Genomic DNA, 19,643 nt, shown 5'->3' with positions numbered 1-19,643 from the left:
AGGGGGAGGAGCTAACTGAGCTCATTCCCAGCTTTTAAAAAATCTGATCCACAATCATTCTGGCCTCAACCATATCGGCACAAACCTCTGCGGCCACCAGACAACACGCCAGTTGCGTGATGATCGCCTGCGGAATAGCGCGTTCGCCCTTCAGGCATTCCTGAATGTAGGCAACGGTAGTGGCGACATCTTTGCTTGCCGGCACGTCCGCACCGAAAATCTCTTCTTTTTCGGCCAGTACGCGCTGTTCGCCACCGGCGATAAAGTGCGTCTGCGGAAAACGTGAAGGGTTCGCGTACACTTCCCCTTCGGTGCCTTGCGTCAGGAGCGCACGGCCATCAATCTGGCGGAAGAACGAGGAAACACGCTGCACGTATTCAGGGTGCGAAACACTCGATAAACGCAGGGAATCCTGACCGGTAAACGGCGTGATAAGTTTCGCCAGGGTATGGCTGCTGTTTCGCACCCCCATCTGCCAGCGCAACGCGAGCTGTTTTTCGACTGGCGGGCAAAGTACGGAGATCGGCACAAATACCGGTGCGTCAGCCGCATCTGACAGCTGTTGTGCGTCCTGCTGGCTTTGTGCTGCGCGGATGCCGAGCGCGCGAAAAATCTCAGCACTGGTGATGCGGGTCGGATCTTCATCCACACCATGCACCAGCACCGGCAAGCCGAGACGGCTGAGCAGGATAGCCAGCAGCGGCGTCAGATTCGCCTGTTTACGTGCACCGTTATAGGTTGGGATCACGACCGGCAGCGGACGATCAGCCGGTGCCTGAAGGCGCATCACGCACTCGTCCATCGCCTGATAAAAACCGAGCATTTCTTCTTCCGCTTCGCCTTTGATACGAAACGCAATCAGCAGCGCACCGAGTTGCAGATCCGGCACCTCGCCCGCCAGCATGTGGCGATACAACGCATGCGACTGCTCACGGTTCAAATCGCGGGCGTGATTTTTGCCCCGTCCCACTTCTTTGATGAGTTTGGTGTAATCCATCGTAGCCTTACCTTGTCTGTGCAATCATGTTTCAGTGGAAAGAAGTTATCGTCTGCGCGCACGGCGACGAACCGGGTCTTTCTTCGCGGTTTTGAGAATATCGGGACGCTTCACTGAACCGGGCGCTGGCATTTCGCGCTGTTCAATCGGGAATACCGGCAATGCCGCCAGCAGGCGTGCACCGTAACTTTTTGTCAGCAGGCGCTTATCGTAAATCACGATTTCGCCCGTACATTCATGGCTGCGGATCAGTCGCCCGACCTGCTGGATCAGATTGAATGACGCGCTGGGCAAACTCTGCACTTCAAACGGATAGCGTTTCAGCGTTTTCAGCCATTCACCTTCCGTCAGAATAACCGGACTGTCGATAGGGGGGAAAGCGATCTTATGGATATGTACCTGCGTCAGCAGTTCCCCTTTCAGGTCCAGCCCTTCGGCGAACGATTGCAGGCCAATCAGTACGCTGGTGGTGCCCGCAGCGACGCGTTTACGGTGCTCCTCGACCAGCCGGTAGCGCGGCTGATCGCCCTGCACCAGTAACATCAGGCGTAAATCCGGTAACAGCGCCACAAACTGCTGTAACGCACGGTTGCTGGCAAACAATACCAGTTGACCGGTATGCCCCCCTTTCGCCAGTTCAGCGCGGAAGAAATCTGCCATTTCCTGAATATGCGCGGCCTCATTGGCCATCACCGGTTCGAGGGTCATTTGCGGAATGACCAGCTTGCCCTGCTCGACGTGATTAAACGGCGAATCCAGGCTGACAAACCGGTCACCGGCTTTTTCCGTCAGCCCGCTCATTTCCTGAAGCCGGGAAAAACTGTTCAGCGAACGCAATGTCGCGGAAGTGATCACCACATGCGGCACTTTGCGCCACAGCATTTTTTCCAGCTGTTCGCTGACGCGGATCCCCGCGCAATGAAACACCAGATGTGTCTGGTTATCGAAATACGAACGCGTCACCCATTTGCCAATCGGGGCATTCGAGGCCTTGTCCAGCGCCGCCAGCCGCCACAGTTTGCTCATGGTTTCGAGATACCCCTGCATGCGGCTCATATGCAGAATCGCGCGGTGTAAACGCATAATATCGTGCTTGCCGGTTTTCTCGCTGAGGTCATTCACCATGTATTCTGCCAGGCTGCGCAGGCCATCGGTGAGTTTAAACAGGCGGCTGCACTGTTCGGTCAGTTCAGGGGGTAAGACGCCCAGCTCGAAACGGTATTCGGCTTCCGGTTCTGCAGGCGGCAGATGCTGGCTGACCGCTTGCTCGATCAGCAGCAGCAGTTCGCGCATTTCGGCACAGTGGTTATGCAGGCGTTCAGCATGGGTCAGCGGCGGCGGATTTTTCGGGGTGAACAGCGCCAGACATTGCTCAATCTGGCGCACAAAGTTGTCCAGTTGCAGGTTATTCCACACCGCAGTGATTTCGGCCTCAACTTCCAGCGCATCACGCGCCACTTCCGGCAAATGATGGCCTTCATCAAGCACCAGCAGCAGATCTTTCGCCGGCGGCAGCACCGATTCCGATTCCAGCGCAGCCATCACCAGCGCGTGGTTAGTCACCACCACATCGGCACTTTCAATCTCTTTGCGCGCCACAAAATACGGGCATTCGCGGAAATAGTGGCAGTTACGGCTGAGGCAGTTGGCTTTGTCGGTGCTGATTTTTATCCACAGCGGATCGTCGATGGTTTTCTGGTAATGATCGCGCAATCCGTCCCACTCGTAGCGGGACAACGCGGTTTCCAGCGTTTTACAGAGTTTCTGTTCTTCGCCGCTGGAAGGCGCCAGTTCATCGCCGAGGAACAACCCGAGGTCGCCCTGCGCATTCTCGTTACTCATCGCCGCCAGATTACGCGGGCAGACATAACGGCCACGCCCGAATGCGCCGGTGAATTTCAGATCCGGAATAATTTTTTTCAGCAGCGGGAGATCTTTACTAAAAATCTGATCCTGCAACGCCACGTTGGCGGTGCTGACAATCAGCGGTTTTTCTTCCTCGCGGCTGACGGCAATGCCGGGGATCAGATAGGACAGCGTTTTCCCGACGCCGGTTGGCGCCTCAATGGCCAGATGCCGTGCAGAATCCCCCGAGAACGCTTTCGCCACCTCTGCAATCATCTGACGTTGCGGAGCGCGGGAAATGAAGTCCGGGATTTGCTGTTGCAGGGCTTTGTACCACTGGCTTATCTGATTTTTTACTGCGGGGGAAAGCGCCATGCATCTCTTTTTTGTTGGAAGTGAGACAGGAATGTGGGAGCTATTGTCACACAGACCCGCTTCCGGCGCAGCCCGAAATCTCAATTCCTCCTCCTTACGGGTGAACGAAAATTGTGCAGAAAAAACGGAGGATGTGTAAAAAAAGAAAAAGTTCATTTCTGACTGTCATAAATTGATCACAAAAATACGGTAAAAAACTCTCGCTGAGAAAAATCCGAGTCCACACGGAATGCACAGCAAAAAATGGTGATTAGCGTCTTTCCATAAGACTTCATATAAAGCTTTCCCAAAAAGCTTTTAATAGAAAATGCAGGGTAAAAATTCATGAAACGTAATATTCTGGCACTTTTAATTCCTGGTTTATTGATTGCATCAGGCGCACACGCAGCGGAAGTTTATAATAAAGACGGCAATAAACTGGACCTGTACGGTAAAGTGAAAGGTCTGCATTACTTCTCTGACGCTGCCAGCAATGACGGCGACCAGAGTTATATTCGTTTCGGTTTTAAAGGCCAGACACAAATTAATGACCTGATCACCGGCTACGGCCAGTGGGAATACAACGTCATGGCTAACCATGCTGAATCTGACAGCAAAACGCCAAGCACCACCGGCACCAAAACCCGTCTGGCCTTCGCTGGCCTGAAATTCGGTCAATACGGTTCCGTCGACTATGGCCGTAACTACGGTGCGCTGTACGACGTTGAAGCCTGGACCGATATGTTCCCTGAATTCGGCGGCGACGGTTATACCAAGGCTGACCGCTTCATGACTGGCCGTACCAACGGCGTAGCCACCTACCGTAACCGTGGCTTCTTCGGCCTGGTTGACGGTCTGAACGTTGCCGTTCAGTACCAGGGCAAAAATGAAAACGACGGTCGCGGCAGCAGCACAGCTAACGGCGACGGTTATGCACTTTCCACCACTTACGCACTGGGTGACAGCGGCGTGAGCCTGGGTGGTGCCTATGCTTCTTCTGACCGCACAACTGCTCAGAGTAATTCCACTTACGGCAAAGGTGATAAAGCAGACGCATGGACTGGCGGCATGAAATATGACGCAAATGGCGTTTATTTAGCCGCAATGTATGCTGAAACCCGTAATATGGTGGCAATCACCGTCCCTGGCGGAATTGCAGGCGCACCGGCTGGCAGCGGTTTTGCGAATAAAACACAAACCTTCGAAGCCGTTGCACAATATCAGTTTGAAAATGGCCTGCGCCCTTCACTGGGTTATGTCCAGACTAAAGCAAAAGATATTGAGAATATCGGTGATGCCGACCTGGTTAAATACGTTGACGTAGCCGCGACCTATTATTTCAACAAAAATATGTCTGCGTATGTTGATTATAAAATCAACCAACTGTCTGACGACAATAAACTGGCTCTGAACAACGACGATATCACTGCCGTTGGCTTGGTTTATCAGTTCTAAATTTAAGCGTTTTACCCCCTCATTGTTATTTCTCTGTCTTTGATTTTTTTGGCCGGACTCACCCTCCGGCCTTTTTCATTTCTGTCATTTTCCGGCACATCTCGCGTAACTCATCATTTATTCTTTCACACCCCGCTGAATCTGCTAAAGTTTTAACGATTTTCATGAATGCGAATCCTTCGTAACAAGCATAGGGACAACCAATGAATAAAATTTCGCTTTGCACCACCAGTGCTTTAATCATGCTGGCCCTCAGTGGCTGTGCGCAGCAAAAAACCGATGCCCAGCAGAAGCTGAACGATCAGTCCGTCATGGCACTGAACTGGTTCCAGCAATCCGGTGAATATCAGGCGCTGGCTTATCAGGCATTTAACACGGCCAAAATGGCTTTCGATCAGGCGCAGCCTCTGGCTGGTCAGAAGAAAGCCGTTGTCGTTGACCTCGATGAAACCATGCTCGATAACAGCGCATACAGTGCGTGGCAGGTCAAAGCGAACAAGCCATTCGACAGCAAGACCTGGTCTCAGTGGACAGCAGCCCGCCAGGCAACGGCCGTTCCCGGTGCGGTTGAATTCGCTAATTATGTCAACACTCACGGCGGCACGATGTTCTACGTGTCCAATCGCAAAACCAGCGAATACGCCGCGACACTGGATAATATGAACCGTCTGGGCTTTACCGGCGCCAATGAAAAAACCATGCTGCTGAGTTCTGATACCTCCAACAAGCAGGCACGTTTTGATTCCATCAAAGCCGCGGGTTATCACGTGGTGATTTACATCGGCGACAACCTGAATGACTTTGGTTCTGCCACCTACCATCAGGGCAACGAGCAGCGTCGGGCGTTTGTGAATCAGAACCATCAGCACTTCGGTACACAATATATCGTGCTGCCAAATCCGCTGTACGGTGACTGGGAAAGTGGTCTGGCGAAGGATTACAACAAGCTGACGCCTGAGCAGAAACTGTCAGCGCGGGAGCAGAATTTGAAGGCGTGGAGCGGGAAATAAGCCCGTTGCGGTTTGCTCCTCCCCCTGCGAAGGGGGAGGTTGGGAGGGGGTTTTAGACTGTAAATCAATTGCCTGAGCGGAAACTTCACCCAACGTTTTTGCTTTAATACCCCACCCCAGCCCTCCCCTTCGCAGGGGAGGGAGCGGAACGGTGAACGCCTGAGTAATGTCTGCCTTTTGTCAGGACATCGCGTTAAATCTCCGGATTCCCCACTAACCCATCGATCAATATCTGCGGTGTCCCCTGCGAGCAGCGCTCAATTCTGCCGCGTACACCGTAGACCCGCGCCAGACTGTCGGCAGTGATCACGTCTTCCGGCTCGCCATCGGCAATCAGATTACCGTCTTTAAGCATCAGCACGCGGTCGCCATGACGCAGGGCGATATTGATGTCATGCACCACAACCACTGTCACGATATTGCGTTTCTGCGTTTCCTTGCGCACCAGATCCATGACATGGAACTGGTAGTTGAGATCGAGTGCGCTGAGCGGTTCGTCCAGCAGGAGTAATGACGGCTGACGGATCAACGATTGCGCCAGGCCAACCAGTTGCTTCTGACCACCGGAAAGCTGATCGAGATAACTCAGCGCCAGATGTTCGATACCCAACTGACGCAAAAGCGCCATCACTGTGTCGGTACCTTCCGCATTCTTGCCTTTACCGCCGCCGGACGCGCGCTGCGCCACGATAATGGATTCCAGCACATGCAGATGTACGCCCGCAGGCAGAGTTTGCGGCAGATACACCACCTGCTCTGCACGTCGTGCAAACGGCATCGGCATTAAATCGTGTCCGTCGAGCATCAGTTGCCCTTCCGCACGGTTAAGCCCGGCGAGAGAACGCAGCAGCGTCGACTTACCGCTGCCATTTGGCCCGAGCAGAACGGTAATTTTCCCGCGTGGCAACATCGGTACATTCAGATTGCGGATCACGCGGCGCTTCGGATATCCGGCGTTGAAATCGCGGATTTGCAGGCCCTGCGTAGCAGCATTCAGTAAATCTTCAGGACGCGTTTCTAACATCGCAGACATCAGATGTTCCCCCGGTGGCGCAGAATAATACTCAGGAAGAACGGCACGCCAACCAGAGACGTCACGATACCGACAGGAATAATGACGCCCGGCACCAGATTTTTAGAGGCTACCGACGCCATCGACAACACCAGCGCGCCAATCAGCGCACTGGCGGGCAGATAAAAACGGTGATCTTCACCAAACATCAGGCGGGCGATATGCGGCGCCACCAGCCCGATAAAACCGATCGGCCCGACGAAAGCCACCGCCAGTGCGGAAAGAATACTGATGCGCAGTAACGTACCGAGGCGCAGGCGACGCACGTCGATACCAAAACTGACGGCACGATCTTCACCCAGACGCAGCGCGGTGAGTTTCCACGCGCTCATCATCGACCACGGCAATAAAATCAGGAATGCCAGCACCATCACGCCGAGTTTCACCCACGACGCCCTCGCCAGGCTGCCCATCGTCCAGAAAACCAGCCCCTGTAAGGTGTCTTCGGTGGCGATAAACTGCATCAGCGAAACCAGTGCGTTGAAGGTAAAGACCAGTGCGATACCAAACAGCACCACACCGGAGCTGGCAACGCGCGTCCAGCGGGTGATACCGTCGAGCATCAGTGCGGCAAATAAAGCAAAAATGAAGGCGTTGGCGGAGATAAACCATTGATCCGGCACGCCCGGAATACCAATGCCAAGCACAATCGCCAGCGCCGCACCAAACGCCGCAGCAGAAGACACGCCCAGCGTAAACGGACTGGCCAGCGGGTTATTGAGGATGGTCTGCATTTCAGCACCGGCAAGGCCCAGTGACATACCAACCGCCACCGCCATCAGCGCGTAAGGCAGACGAATATCCCAGACAATCACCCGCGTGCCCGGATCCGCCGCTGCGGCGTCAAACAGCGTTTTCCACAATGTGCCGAGCGATAACCCCGAAGGCCCCATAATGAAATCAATCACCAGTGAAACGACAATCGCCAGTACCAGGATCAGCATAACTAACAGACGGCGGCGCACGATATTCTGGTATCGCCCCATAACGCTGTCTTCGGCGTTGACGTTCACCCTCAGGGTGGGTTCGGTAGTTGCACTCATTTTCGCTTCAATCTCATTAAGTTAAAACTTACGGCGGGAGAACATGTTCTGGGGTTCCCGTAGGAAGGAAATAAATGATAATAATTATCAATGTGTTTTGCAAAACCTATCAGACATTCAAAGTAAACAAGGGCGTAACAAAGCATGACGTAATGGGTCTCCTGGCGTGAATCGCAGGCATGAAAAAGCGGAGCCTGAGCTCCGCTTTTCAATGCCATGGAAATCGGGGTCTGTTACTTATCGACGTGATCCGGGAATTCCATTTCGCTGTATTTCACCACTTTAGTGCCTTTGCTCAGCTTGTAGCCGAACCAGATGATCAGGAACAGTGGCAAGCCAATGTAAGTCGCCGCTACGCCACCCCAGTCAATGGTGTCTTTCAGGAATGCCTGATAGTTCTGGCCCAGCGTAATGATCAGACACAACACAAAGGCGAAAACCGGGCCGAACGGGAAGAAACCTGACAGATAAGGCAGTCTCTTCAGATCACGGCCCTGTAAGACATAACCGCGACGGAAGCGGTAATGGCTGACCGCAATCCCCAGCCAGGCGATGAAACCGGTCATGCCCGACGTGTTCAGCAGCCACAGGTAAACGGTCTGATTACCAAACATTGAGCTCAGGAAACACAACGCCGCCACGATAGTGGTGGCATACAGCGCGTTACGCGGCACACCCCCTTTCGACAGCTTAGCGAATATGCGCGGCGCTTTGCCTTCGCTCGCCAGGGTAAACAGCATGCGGGTTGAGGCGTACATTCCGGAGTTACCGGCTGACAGTACCGCCGTCAGGATCACAGCATTCATTACCGCCGCCGCTGATAACAGACCCGCATTACGGAATACCAGCGTGAACGGACTTACCGAGATATCGCCGACTTCATTACGCAGCAGGTTCGGATCGGTATAAGGAATGATCAGGCTGATCACCAGAATCGCCAGAATATAGAACAGCAGAATACGCCAGAAAACCTGACGCACCGCGCGCGGAATATTCTTGCCCGGATTCTCAGATTCGCCCGCCGCCACCCCGATCAGTTCAGTGCCCTGGAAGGAGAAACCGACAATCATCGCCACGCCTATCATCGAGGCAAATCCGCCTGCAAACGGCGCATCCCCGATGGCCCAGTTATGCCAGCCCGCCGTTTCAGCACCGCGCATAATGCCGGTGATCATCAGGACGCCAACGGCGATAAAGATGATGACGGTAACCACTTTGATCAGCGAGAACCAGTATTCCGCCTCGCCAAAACCGCGCACGGAAATGTAGTTGAGCAGGAAAATCAGACCAAGGAACAAGGCGCTCCAGATCCAGCCCGGTGTGTCCGGGAACCAGTAATTCATCACCAGTTGTGAGGCCACCAGGTCAACCGCGATGGTGACTGCCCAGTTGTACCAGTAGTTCCAGCCCAGTGCGAAACCGAAGCCTTCTTCAACATAACGGGAGCCGTAAGTGGAGAATGAACCGGAAACCGGCATGAACGCCGCCAGCTCACCGAGGCTGGTCATCAGGAAGTAAACCATGATGCCGATTAATGCGTAGGAAAGCAGTGCCCCACCCGGGCCTGCCTGGGAAACTGTCGCACCTGATGCAACGAATAACCCCGTACCAATTGAACCGCCTATGGCGATCATCGTTAAGTGACGTGCCTTCAGCTCGCGACGCAGTGTGGGAGCCACCTGCGTATTTTTTGTAGGTTGTTGAGCCATTTTTTCCCTATATCCGCTCGTCATGTGCAAATTTAAGCGCGGATTGTAGCAAAACCTGCCGCTCTGAATAGCAGGAACGACCTGTTATAAGACACCTTCATAACTGGCCGCAGATCATTAGTGAAAGACCGTTATTGGGCTTCGCGACAATAGGTTAGAAAACGTGATAATGCGCCGGAGATATGTTTTTGCCGGTGATGAATCAGGTAAAGCTTACGCACCAGCGGCGCGACGGGCAGCCGGATTTCCACCAGCGAACCGCTGCTCAGCTGCTCAGAAATCACCCGCCGCGAGAGGCAACTGATCCCGATGCCATGCCTTACAGCGTGCTTAATGGCCTCGGAATTCCCCAGTTCCATCACCAGGTTAAAATCCGGCAACTGAGGCAACAGCAGATGATCTAACACCTCACGGGTACCGGAACCGCGCTCGCGCAGGATCCAGGGTTCACGCGCCAGCGATTCCAGCGAAACGACCCGCCCTGCCAGCGGATTTTCCGGCGCGACAAACACCACCAGTTCATCATCCAGCCAGGGCTGGGTGATCAGTTCCGGCATCTGACACGGGCCTTCGATCAGACCGAGATCGACACGAAAATCCGCCACCGCGTTAATAACATCATTGGTATTACCGACATTCAGCTCCAGCGGCGTATTGGGGAAATCCAGGCGGTAATCCGCGATCATCGCCGGCAGCATATAGTTGCCGATGGTGCTGCTCGCGCCGATGCGCAGCGAACCGTTATCGTGATTGAACAGTCGCTCGATTTCGCCCGCCTGTTCGAGCAACGCCAGCGCTTTCGGATACAGTAAACGCCCATGCTCATTAATTACCAGCCGCTTCCCGACACGGTCAAATAACTGCACGCCAAGCTGCCCTTCGATATCGGCCAGCGCCGCACTGACCGCCGATTGTGATAATGAAAGCACAACCGACGCCTGCGTGGTCGAACCGCTTTTCAGCACCTCGGCGAAAACTTCAAGTTGTCGCAATGTTATGTGCATAAATGTCCCGCTATTCTCACGCGCCTGACAGCACGCTGTGCTTTAAGTATAGACCCTTGCCTTGCAGGTCTCTTTTGAATGAAGGTTTTATACCAGTTTTACAGCTAGGTTATAAAGTAATAATCTATTTCATTTTTATATAAGCGCGGCGTAGCCTTGTTTCATCACTCCTGAACGAGGAACGGACAATGAGTACACTTGCGCTTAAAAATGAAAATAAAAAGACGGCGGATAAACACCCTTTACCCCATTTGTCGGGCTTTGGCCGCGTGTTACCCGGCCTGGCGCTGACCGGTGTGATCACTGCACTCGCGCTCTGGCTGAGCGATATTCCTGCACTGAGTCATCTCGGCCTGAGCGCACTGACGCTGGCGATTGTCATCGGCATGGTGGTCGGCAATACGGTATATCCGGCTGCAAAACCCTGGTGCGAAGACGGCGTGACGCTGGCGAAACAACGTCTGTTGCGTCTGGGGATTATCCTTTACGGCTTGCGGCTGACCTTCGCACAAATCGCCGATGTCGGCGCGACCGGTATTGTGATCGACGCGCTGATGTTGTGTTCCACTTTCGCCCTCGCCTGCTGGCTTGGACAGCGGGTGTTTAAACTGGATCGCGATACCGCGATGCTGATTGGCGCAGGCAGCAGCATCTGTGGCGCAGCGGCGGTGATGGCGACGGAACCGGTGCTGAATGCCAAAGCAGAGAAAGTAACGGTTGCAGTCGCCACTGTCGTTATCTTCGGGACAGCCGCAATCTTTCTGTATCCGTGGTTATGGCATCTGAATGCGCAGTATCACTGGCTGAGTTTTACCGCTGCTCAGTTCGGCATTTACACCGGTTCGACGGTTCACGAAGTGGCGCAGGTCGTGGCGGCCGGTCAGGGTGTCAGCCCGGATGCGGAAAACGCGGCAGTGATCGCCAAGATGATCCGCGTCATGATGCTGGCACCATTCCTGCTGCTGCTCTCTGGCTGGAAGTCACGTAAAGAGGTACAACAAGGTGGCCAGAATGCGGGCATGCGCAATATAACTATCCCATGGTTTGCCCTGCTGTTTATTCTGGTGGCAGCATTCAACTCGCTGAATATTTTGCCACACAGCTGGATCCCGGCGCTGATTACGCTCGATACCGTGCTGCTGGCGATGGCGATGGCGGCGCTCGGGCTGACCACCCACATGAGCGCACTGCGTCAGGCGGGGCTTAAACCGATGCTGCTGGCGGCGTTGCTGTTTATCTGGCTGATTGTCGGCGGTGCCGGTATCAACCAAGTGGTTCAGCATCTTTTTGGCTGATATTGCTGCTTTTAACACTTCAGTGCTGCGCCTCCTGCCCGGAGGCGCTATCATTTGTCCATAAACGCGATGAATAACTGAGGAGCAAAAATGAAGTTTGTGGGAGCACACGTGAGTGCGGCCGGGGGTGTCGATCAGGCGGTTCTGAGGGCACACGAGCTGGAAGCCACGGCTTTTGCGCTTTTCACCAAGAATCAGCGTCAGTGGAAAGCCGCACCGTTGCCGGAAGACGTCATCGAAAAATTCAAAGTGGCCTGTGAAAAATACGGTTACCAAAGCAATCAGATTTTGCCGCACGACAGCTACCTGATTAACCTCGGGCACCCGGTGACTGAGGCGCTGGAGAAATCCCGCGAGGCGTTTCTCGATGAGCTGCAACGTTGTGAACAGCTGGGCCTGTCGCTGCTGAATTTCCATCCGGGCAGCCACCTGATGCAAATCGAAGAAGATAAATGCCTGGCGCTGATTTCTGAATCCCTGAACATTGCGCTGGATAAAACCAAAGGCGTGACTGCGGTTATCGAAAACACCGCCGGTCAGGGCAGCAATCTTGGCTTCCGCTTCGAGCATCTGGCCAAAATTATTGAAGGCGTGGAAGACAAAAGCCGCGTTGGCGTCTGTATCGATACCTGCCATGCCTTTGCGGCAGGTTACGACCTGCGCACGGCAGAAGAATGCGAGAAAACCTTTAAGCACTTTGAAGAGGTGGTTGGTTTTCAATATCTGCGAGGGATGCACCTCAACGACGCGAAAAGCGAGTTCAACAGCCGCGTTGACCGCCACCACAGCCTTGGCGAAGGCAATATCGGCAATACCGTATTCAGCTGGATTATGAAAGATGCACGTTTCGACGGCATCCCGATGATCCTCGAAACTGTCAATCCGGATATCTGGAAAGATGAAATCGCCTGGCTGAAAGCGCAGCAGACTGCCGAGAATGACGAAGCCGCGGCGTAGTTTTTACCGTAAATTCCGGTCGGCGCCCTCCCCTGCGAAGGGAAGGCGCAATAAAAAAGGCGCGACATTCACATGTCGCGCCTTTTTGTTTTTTAACGATTTACTGTTATGCAGCAGCTTTCGCGGCTACCGCAGCATCTGAACGTTTCAGAATCGCGTATGCGCCACCCGCCAGAACCGTACCGGCGATAATCGCCACCAGATAACCGAGAACCGGCGTGATTGCACCTGGGATCAGCAGTACGAACAGACCGCCGTGTGGTGCCATCAGTTGTGCGTGGAATGCCATCGACAGCGCACCGGTCAGTGCACCACCTGCGATACAGCATGGCAGAACACGCATCGGGTCACGGGCCGCAAACGGAATCGCACCTTCAGAGATAAAGCACAAGCCCAATACCAGCGCCGCTTTACCGCCTTCACGTTCGCTTTGCTCGAACTTATGACGCGCCAGCAATGTCGCCAGCCCCATCGCCAGAGGTGGCACCATACCGGCAGCCATGATGGCGGCCATTGGTGCGTAGACGGAAGAACTCAGCAGTGCCACACCGAACGCGTAAGCAGCTTTGTTCACCGGGCCACCCATGTCGGTACACATCATCGCACCGAGAATTGCGCCGAGCAGTACCGCATTGGCTGTACCCAAAGATTGCAGCCAGGCAGTCAGACCCGCCATGATTTTAGCAACCGGCGTACCGACCACGTAAATCATCACCAGACCGGTAATCAGACTCGCCACCAGCGGAATAATCAGGATAGGTTTCAGCGCTTCCATACTTTGCGGTAATTTCAGCTTGCCGCTGATGGCTTTCGCCACATAACCCGCCAGGAAACCTGCGATGATACCACCGAGGAAACCAGCACCGGTGCTGACAGCCAGCATGCCGCCGATAAGACCCGGCGTCAGGCCCGGACGGTCAGCGATAGAGAAGGCAATGAAACCGGCCAGAACCGGCACCATCAGCGCGAAGGCTGAAGCGCCACCGATTTGCATCAATGCCGCCGCCAGCGTGCCTTTCACTTCAAAGGCTTTGATACCGAAGACAAATGACAGTGCGATACACAGACCACCCGCAACCACCATTGGCAGCATGTAAGACACGCCGGTCAGCAGGTGACGGTATGGGCCTGCGCCGCCCGCTTCTTTCTTCCTGGTACCCGTCGCTGCGCCCTGAGATTTCGGCTCAAACACTTCAGCTTCAACCAGCGCTTTGTCCAGTTCCTGTTTGGTCTTTTTCAGTGCCAGACCGGTAGACGTGCGGTACATCGGCTTACCGGCAAACTTCGCCAGATCCACTTCGATGTCAGCCGCGACAATCACCAGATCGGCCGCTGCAACTTCTTCCGGTGTAATAGCATTGCCTGCACCTACAGAACCGCGGGTTTCAACTTTTACCCACCAGCCACGTTTTTTGGCTTCAGTTTCAATCGCTTCTGCAGCCATAAAGGTGTGTGCAACACCGGTCGGGCAGGCAGTGATGGCGACGATACGTTTCGGGCCGCTGGCTGCCGGAGCGGCAACGGCTGCCGCAACAGGTGCGACATAAGGTTTAGCTTCAGCCACAGCGCGTTGCAGGAAAGCCTCCGGATCACGGACTGCATCAGCCACATTACCGGTATAAATATTTTTGCCAGCCAGCGCAGGTTCGTTTGGCACGGTTTCACCGGCCACAATCACTACATCAGCGTCAGCGGCCTGTTCGGTCAACGAGTGGCCTGCTTTCGCCGCAGCAGCAGCGAGCAAATTTTTTGCCAGTTGGCTGCGAGCCTGTCCCAGCGAACTGTCTATCATCAGCAGCATTTTCATTCTGACTCCTGCGGATTAAAAGGGTTTCAGATCAACACGGGCCATCATCGCCGCGAGTTGCGGACGATCGGTGACACCGACATTACTCTGGCTGACAGCCAGGGCAGCAACAGCAGTGGCCAGTCGTAGCGTATGTTCACTGGATTCACGCATCAGCAAACCGTAGATCAGACCACCGACCATGGAATCACCAGCACCCACGGTGCTGACGACTTCACAGGCTGGCGGTTTAGCGATCCACGCACCGGAGGCGTTAACCCACAATGCACCTTCAGCACCCAGAGAAATCACCACATGGGCGATCCCCTGATCACGCAGGGCATGCGCGGCTTCTACCACGTCGCTCAGTTCCGGCAATTTACGGCCAGCCCAGATTTCCAGTTCACGGCGGTTAGGTTTCACCAGCCAGGGCGCGGCTTTCAGACCGGCAACCAGCGCTTCACGGCTGCTGTCGAAGATGATGCACGGGCACTGTGCGCGCAGACGTTTCATCCAGTCGGTGAAAGCGTCAGGATCAACACCCGCTGGCAGACTGCCGCTGACGGCAACCATGTCGAACTGGCCCAGCCATGACAGGGAATCCGTTACGAAACGTTCCCAGTCAGCAGGCGTGACGTTGAAGCCGGAGAAATTGAAATCGCTGACTTCACCATCTTTTTCAGTCAGTTTGACATTGATACGGGTGCGGCCATTAACCACCTGGAAGCGGTTCGCAATACCCAGATCGCTGAATAACAGCTGGAAGCCATCCTGATTTTCTTTACCGAGGAAACCGCCAACGGTGACATCGATGCCGAGATCTTTCAGCACTTTGGCAACGTTAATCCCTTTACCTGCCGCGTGCAGGCCGGTGGTTTGTACCAGGTTGACTTCACCCCGTTCGATTTCGGGGCAGTATCCGACCAGATCATAGGCCGGGTTTAAGGTAATTGTGGCGACCCGACGGCTCATGCGCCCTCCCCAAGACCTTCAGCAATCGCTTCACCGATGGTTTTTAATGCCAGCTCTGCATCCTCACCACTCGCGGTAAAACGCAGGTGGTGACCTTTTTTCACGCCCAGCGCCACGACTTTCATCAGGCTGCGGCCGTTGGCAGGTTTACCGCTGCCATCAAGATTCGTTACCGTGATTTCGCTGCTGAACTGTTTAATAACGTTCACCAGTGCGGTACCCGGACGGGCGTGCAAGCCGTGTTCGTTACGGATAACGTATTCAGCGGTCAGCACGTTGGCTTGTTCTTCGACTTCGCTGGTCAGCAATGCCAGCACACCGACGGAATCTGCCGTCAGCAAGCGTTCAGCTTTGTTGGCAATCAGCAAATCACTGAGGTAGTTCAGCACATCGAGCGGCTGATCGTCAGCAACGGAAATCGTCAGCAGCATGGAGACTTTTTCGCCATCCAGATCAAATACCTGCTGTGCACGGCTTACCGTTGCAGCACTTTTCAGGTTGCCTTCGGTGCTGTCGCTCAGCCAGATGCCCTGCCCGAGGTTCAGCGGTTTACGGCTGATCACATCGCTGACAAAAGCGGTATCGACAGCGCCAATCTCTTTCAGGCGGCCAGCGTTCAGCGCCTGTAACGTGATCAGGTTTTCTGCGGCCACATCGACTGCGATCAACTGGCTATCAAACAGGAATTCAGCCGCATTTTTTTCGCCCATCAGCAGGCTGCGTAATTCTTCAGCGGAATCTGTTTTTGCCAGGCGATCAGCCACGCTGTCGTCACTTAAGACGTGCGTCAGCTGACGCAGCAAACCGAGGTGTTCATCAGAACGAGCTGCGATGCCGATCACGACATATGCCGTCTGGCCTTCGCCCCAGGTAATCCCTTGCGGAAACTGGAAAACCTGCACACCGGTATCAAGCACCAGATCACGGGTATCTGTGGTGCCATGCGGGATTGCGATGCCGTTGCCAAGGTAAGTAGAGGTTTGCAACTCACGCGCCAGCATGCCGTCTACATAACCTGCGCTGACGCGACCGGCCTGAGTCAGTGCTGCTGCAACCTGGCGAATAGCGTCCTGCTTATCGCTGGCAGCCGCACCGAGATGAATATCTTGCTGTGACAGTTGGAACATAATTCTCCTCTCCTGCTGAAATTGAATCGTTTCAGCTTTACTGAGAAAAAAGGAGCGCCATCAGATTTCAGAAGAAAAACCGACAACGCTGAAACGTTTCAAGAAGTCTCAATCCGGCCTGTATTTAAATCAAGCTTTCCCTGATTTTGCGTAACGATTTTTTGATGTTACGCACAGTTTCCTTTCTGAGAGCTTTCCGAAACGGATAACTTAACGCAAATGCTGAAGTCAGGCTGACGAAAAATGCTGACGCAAGCTGCCCCCTTCTCTGCGGACAATATTGCGGTGAAGACGCGACGCCTCGTCCGGTCATTTTTGACACAAAGTGCGGTTTTATTATTCAGTATGGCAAATTCACTGTGGTTTACATTTTTGATGATCAAAACCTGTTTTTGTTTTTTTTAAACTGTCGTAACATTCGCGCAAATTTCGTCCCCTCTTCTACTTCTGGTTCACTTAGCTAATGCGAATTTCTACAACGTCAGCCCGCCGTTTACCCGACATGACGTCAACTGCTTTTCTGATCATCGCCTTCCTTACCGGCATTGCAGGCGCGTTACAGACCCCGACGCTCAGCCTGTTCCTCACTTCTCAGGTTCACGTCAGCCCGTTTATGGTGGGTATCTTCTTTACCGGCAGTGCCGTGATTGGCATCTTCGTCAGCCAGTTGCTGGCGACCTGGTCTGATCAACGCGGTGACCGCAAAACGCTGATTTTGTATTGCTGCATTCTGGGTGCGCTGGCTTGTGTGCTTTTCGCCTTTAACCGTAATTACTTTATCCTGCTGTTCATCGGCGTTTTGCTGTCGAGCTTTGGTTCCACAGCGAACCCGCAGATGTTCGCGTTAGCGCGGGAGCATTCCGAAAAAACTGGTCGCGAAGCCGTAATGTTCAGCTCCATTTTGCGCGCACAGGTTTCGCTGGCATGGGTCGTCGGACCGCCGCTGGCCTTTGCCCTGTCGATGGGCTTTGGTTTTACCTTTATGTACTGCGCTGCCACGCTGGCTTTCTTGCTGTGCGGCGTGATGGTGTGGATGTTCCTGCCTTCGATGCCCAAGGCGCACATCAAGACCACCGCCACGCTGGAAGCACCACGCCGTAACCGCCGTGATACGCTGATGCTGTTCATCGCCTGTTCACTGATGTGGGCAGCAAACAGCATTTATCTGATCAATATGCCGCTGTATGTGGTGCGTGAACTGGGTCTGCCGGAAAAACTGGCAGGGGTACTGATGGGCAGTGCAGCCTGTCTGGAAATTCCGACCATGCTGATCGCCGGATATCTGGCTAAACAGTTGGGGAAACGCTTCCTGATGCGTTTCGCTGTGCTGGCGGGGGTGATTTTCTACGGCGGCATTCTGTTTACTACCGGTGCGGCAATGCTGATTGCTTTACAGTTGCTGAACGCAATTTTCATCGGCATTCTGGCCGGGATCGGCATGCTGTATTTCCAGGATCTGATGCCGGGTCAGGCAGGCGCGGCCACCACGTTATTTACCAATTCAACGCGGGCGGGCTGGATCCTGGCCGGTTCGCTGGCCGGGGTGATCGCCCAGTTCTGGACATACCATGCGGTATTTTATGCCGCACTGGCGATGGTGATTGGTTCGGTGTTATGTATCTGGAATGTGAAAAACGTCGATAAACCGGCGGAAGACGTGCCCGCAGCGGTGGTTTAAGGCGCGGTATCTGCCTCAAGCTGAATCAGATAAGTCAGCGCCTGGTCGCGATGTGTAAAGCACATTTCGCGGCTGGCCTGCAGGCTGGCGCAAACTTTCGGACGCAGTGGTGAGGTGAAAATCTTACACAGAAAGTTATCAGCCAGCTGAACACAGCGCGTATTGGCAGGCTTACCGTCTGGCATTCCCGGGATCGGGCTGGAAATTGAAGGCGCTATGCAACAGGCTCCGCAATCAGTACGACAGTCCATCAACAGCCTCCTCAGGCCTCATTTTGAGCCGCGACAATAGCAGGCAGCGTAATGCGCCACCAGCGAAATATTTACGACTCTGTAACACGATAACCCGAACATTTTTCATACCGGCAGGCGAAGCGCAAAATATGCGTCATAAAGCGGATTTTCGCGACTCTTTTTACGCTATCTGCTTGCCTGAAATCAGCGGCGCGGGTAACGTGTCGCAAATTATTTATCTCTCTCCTGACAGGTTATTTATATGGCACGTGCTAACGAAATTAAACGCGGCTTCGTTGTGAACTACGACGGCAAATTGCTGCTGGTAAAAGATATTGATGTTCAGAGCCCGAGCGCCCGTGGTGCCAGCACCTTGTACAAAATGCGTTTCGCTGACGTTCGTACTGGTGGCAAAGTGGAAGAGCGCTTCAAAGGCGACGATATCCTGGATACCGTTACCCTGACCCGTCGTAAAGTGAACTTCTCTTACGTTGATGGTGACGAATACATCTTTATGGATGACGAAGACTTCACGCCCTACACCTTTAATAAGGCGCAGATTGAAGACGAACTGCTGTTCATCCCTGAAGAAGGTTTGCAGGGCATGCAGGTTCTGACGCTGGACAGCCAGCTGCTGGCGCTTGAAATGCCGCAGACGGTGGATCTGGAAATCGTGGAAACGGCACCGGGCATCAAAGGCGCTTCCGCCAGTTCCCGCACCAAACCTGCGGTCATGAGCACCGGTCTGAACATTCAGGTTCCTGAATACCTGAGTTCTGGCGACAAAATCCGTATTCATATCGCAGAACGTCGTTATATGGGGCGCGCGGATTAATCAGCGCCCCGCTCTCTGCTGAAAGGAACGCTGCGGCGTAATGCCGGTCACTTAAGGTGACCGGCATTGTTTTTTAAGGGATATTTCGACCTTTTTTCTCTCACTTCCCTGACATATTCACGCTCACGTCTCGAGGGCAGTTTGAGCATCGCTGCGTTGCTGTAAAAATGCTTCAGATGACCCGGGATGGCTCCCGCTGATGCCCACGGCAGCCCGATTAACAACCGTAATATCTCCGACACTGCACCGCTAAAACTCAGCTGATAAGGCA

The 19,643-nt window shown here is 54.0% G+C and carries 16 protein-coding genes and 1 pseudogene; 6 read left to right on the top strand and 11 right to left on the bottom strand.

Going from position 1 to position 19,643, the window contains the following annotated elements; translation table 11 throughout:
• Positions 1–34 precede the first annotated feature (34 nt).
• Together ybiB and dinG are read right to left on the bottom strand one after the other, a co-directional pair.
• Positions 35–997, bottom strand: coding sequence for a DNA-binding protein YbiB (gene ybiB / locus LC431_RS22820; RefSeq protein ID WP_013574674.1), 963 nt, complete (start codon positions 995–997; stop codon positions 35–37).
• A gap of 45 nt (positions 998–1,042) precedes the next feature.
• On the bottom strand, positions 1,043–3,217 hold the full coding sequence (gene dinG / locus LC431_RS22815; protein WP_013574673.1) for an ATP-dependent DNA helicase DinG: 2,175 nt from the start codon (positions 3,215–3,217) through the stop codon (positions 1,043–1,045).
• 324 nt (positions 3,218–3,541) lie between these two features.
• On the opposite strand from dinG, the gene ompC reads away from it, so the two are divergent.
• Positions 3,542–4,651 (top strand): porin OmpC, encoded by a 1,110-nt coding sequence (gene ompC, locus LC431_RS22810; RefSeq protein ID WP_013574672.1) that lies wholly within the window; start codon positions 3,542–3,544, stop codon positions 4,649–4,651.
• A gap of 203 nt (positions 4,652–4,854) precedes the next feature.
• A complete protein-coding gene (locus LC431_RS22805; protein WP_013574671.1) occupies positions 4,855–5,661 on the top strand; it encodes a 5'-nucleotidase, lipoprotein e(P4) family in 807 nt (268 codons plus the stop codon).
• A gap of 193 nt (positions 5,662–5,854) precedes the next feature.
• Here the strand turns inward: LC431_RS22805 and LC431_RS22800 are convergent, their stop codons facing one another.
• The 4 genes from LC431_RS22800 to yieE all read right to left on the bottom strand — a co-directional run bounded on the left by LC431_RS22800 (position 5,855) and on the right by yieE (position 10,489).
• Complete coding sequence (locus LC431_RS22800) at positions 5,855–6,694, bottom strand: ABC transporter ATP-binding protein (RefSeq protein WP_013574670.1); 840 nt, start codon at positions 6,692–6,694, stop codon at positions 5,855–5,857.
• Complete coding sequence (locus LC431_RS22795) at positions 6,694–7,776, bottom strand: iron ABC transporter permease (protein WP_013574669.1); 1,083 nt, start codon at positions 7,774–7,776, stop codon at positions 6,694–6,696. Before LC431_RS22795 ends, LC431_RS22800 begins: the two co-directional genes overlap by 1 nt.
• Positions 7,777–8,009: 233 nt before the next feature.
• Positions 8,010–9,485: an amino acid permease gene (locus LC431_RS22790; RefSeq protein WP_013574668.1), complete on the bottom strand. Its 1,476-nt coding sequence runs from the start codon at positions 9,483–9,485 to the stop codon at positions 8,010–8,012.
• Between the two features lie 131 nt (positions 9,486–9,616).
• Positions 9,617–10,489 carry a DNA-binding transcriptional regulator YeiE gene (gene yieE, locus LC431_RS22785; protein ID WP_013574667.1) on the bottom strand — a complete coding sequence of 291 codons (873 nt, stop codon included), beginning with the start codon at positions 10,487–10,489 and terminating at the stop codon, positions 9,617–9,619.
• A gap of 188 nt (positions 10,490–10,677) precedes the next feature.
• On the opposite strand from yieE, the gene LC431_RS22780 reads away from it, so the two are divergent.
• Positions 10,678–11,784, top strand: a complete 1,107-nt coding sequence (locus tag LC431_RS22780) for a YeiH family protein (protein WP_166860034.1) — start codon at positions 10,678–10,680, stop codon at positions 11,782–11,784.
• A 90-nt stretch (positions 11,785–11,874) separates the two neighbouring features.
• Entirely contained in the window at positions 11,875–12,741 is an 867-nt protein-coding gene (nfo, locus tag LC431_RS22775) for a deoxyribonuclease IV (protein ID WP_013574665.1), read from the top strand.
• Between the two features lie 106 nt (positions 12,742–12,847).
• Here nfo and fruA read toward each other — a convergent pair whose 3' ends face one another.
• From fruA to fruB, 3 genes are read right to left on the bottom strand one after another with little or no spacing between them, the layout of a single operon-like run.
• Positions 12,848–14,548 (bottom strand): PTS fructose transporter subunit IIBC, encoded by a 1,701-nt coding sequence (gene fruA, locus LC431_RS22770; RefSeq protein WP_013574664.1) that lies wholly within the window; start codon positions 14,546–14,548, stop codon positions 12,848–12,850.
• Between the two features lie 15 nt (positions 14,549–14,563).
• Positions 14,564–15,499: a 1-phosphofructokinase gene (gene fruK / locus LC431_RS22765; protein ID WP_013574663.1), complete on the bottom strand. Its 936-nt coding sequence runs from the start codon at positions 15,497–15,499 to the stop codon at positions 14,564–14,566.
• A complete protein-coding gene (gene fruB / locus LC431_RS22760) occupies positions 15,496–16,626 on the bottom strand; it encodes a fused PTS fructose transporter subunit IIA/HPr protein (protein WP_223510356.1) in 1,131 nt (376 codons plus the stop codon). Before fruB ends, fruK begins: the two co-directional genes overlap by 4 nt.
• A gap of 463 nt (positions 16,627–17,089) precedes the next feature.
• On the opposite strand from fruB, the gene LC431_RS22755 reads away from it, so the two are divergent.
• Positions 17,090–18,304 carry a sugar efflux transporter gene (locus LC431_RS22755; RefSeq protein ID WP_013574661.1) on the top strand — a complete coding sequence of 405 codons (1,215 nt, stop codon included), beginning with the start codon at positions 17,090–17,092 and terminating at the stop codon, positions 18,302–18,304.
• Here LC431_RS22755 and LC431_RS22750 read toward each other — a convergent pair.
• Positions 18,301–18,555, bottom strand: coding sequence for a YkgJ family cysteine cluster protein (locus tag LC431_RS22750; protein WP_013574660.1), 255 nt, complete (start codon positions 18,553–18,555; stop codon positions 18,301–18,303). The genes LC431_RS22755 and LC431_RS22750 overlap by 4 nt on opposite strands.
• Before the next feature lie 244 nt (positions 18,556–18,799).
• On the opposite strand from LC431_RS22750, the gene yeiP reads away from it, so the two are divergent.
• Complete coding sequence (gene yeiP / locus LC431_RS22745) at positions 18,800–19,372, top strand: elongation factor P-like protein YeiP (protein ID WP_015696520.1); 573 nt, start codon at positions 18,800–18,802, stop codon at positions 19,370–19,372.
• 47 nt (positions 19,373–19,419) lie between these two features.
• Here the strand turns inward: yeiP and LC431_RS22740 are convergent.
• A pseudogene (locus tag LC431_RS22740) lies at positions 19,420–19,643 on the bottom strand (IS4 family transposase); the annotation flags it as partial.

This window comes from Rahnella sp. GSA61A, assembly GCF_019969905.1.
In the GTDB taxonomy this organism is placed as follows: Bacteria; Pseudomonadota; Gammaproteobacteria; order Enterobacterales; family Enterobacteriaceae; genus Rahnella; species Rahnella aceris.
Note: the sequence above shows the minus strand (reverse complement) of the source record. Positions and strands in the feature narration are given on the sequence as shown.

Coding starts and splice junctions, on each gene's coding strand:
- ybiB (WP_013574674.1), bottom strand. CDS start 997: ATGGATTACACCAAACTCATCAAAGAAGTGGGACGGGGCAAAAATCAC.
- dinG (WP_013574673.1), bottom strand. CDS start 3,217: ATGGCGCTTTCCCCCGCAGTAAAAAATCAGATAAGCCAGTGGTACAAA.
- ompC (WP_013574672.1), top strand. CDS start 3,542: ATGAAACGTAATATTCTGGCACTTTTAATTCCTGGTTTATTGATTGCA.
- LC431_RS22805 (WP_013574671.1), top strand. CDS start 4,855: ATGAATAAAATTTCGCTTTGCACCACCAGTGCTTTAATCATGCTGGCC.
- LC431_RS22800 (WP_013574670.1), bottom strand. CDS start 6,694: ATGTCTGCGATGTTAGAAACGCGTCCTGAAGATTTACTGAATGCTGCT.
- LC431_RS22795 (WP_013574669.1), bottom strand. CDS start 7,776: ATGAGTGCAACTACCGAACCCACCCTGAGGGTGAACGTCAACGCCGAA.
- LC431_RS22790 (WP_013574668.1), bottom strand. CDS start 9,485: ATGGCTCAACAACCTACAAAAAATACGCAGGTGGCTCCCACACTGCGT.
- yieE (WP_013574667.1), bottom strand. CDS start 10,489: ATGCACATAACATTGCGACAACTTGAAGTTTTCGCCGAGGTGCTGAAA.
- LC431_RS22780 (WP_166860034.1), top strand. CDS start 10,678: ATGAGTACACTTGCGCTTAAAAATGAAAATAAAAAGACGGCGGATAAA.
- nfo (WP_013574665.1), top strand. CDS start 11,875: ATGAAGTTTGTGGGAGCACACGTGAGTGCGGCCGGGGGTGTCGATCAG.
- fruA (WP_013574664.1), bottom strand. CDS start 14,548: ATGAAAATGCTGCTGATGATAGACAGTTCGCTGGGACAGGCTCGCAGC.
- fruK (WP_013574663.1), bottom strand. CDS start 15,499: ATGAGCCGTCGGGTCGCCACAATTACCTTAAACCCGGCCTATGATCTG.
- fruB (WP_223510356.1), bottom strand. CDS start 16,626: ATGTTCCAACTGTCACAGCAAGATATTCATCTCGGTGCGGCTGCCAGC.
- LC431_RS22755 (WP_013574661.1), top strand. CDS start 17,090: ATGCGAATTTCTACAACGTCAGCCCGCCGTTTACCCGACATGACGTCA.
- LC431_RS22750 (WP_013574660.1), bottom strand. CDS start 18,555: ATGGACTGTCGTACTGATTGCGGAGCCTGTTGCATAGCGCCTTCAATT.
- yeiP (WP_015696520.1), top strand. CDS start 18,800: ATGGCACGTGCTAACGAAATTAAACGCGGCTTCGTTGTGAACTACGAC.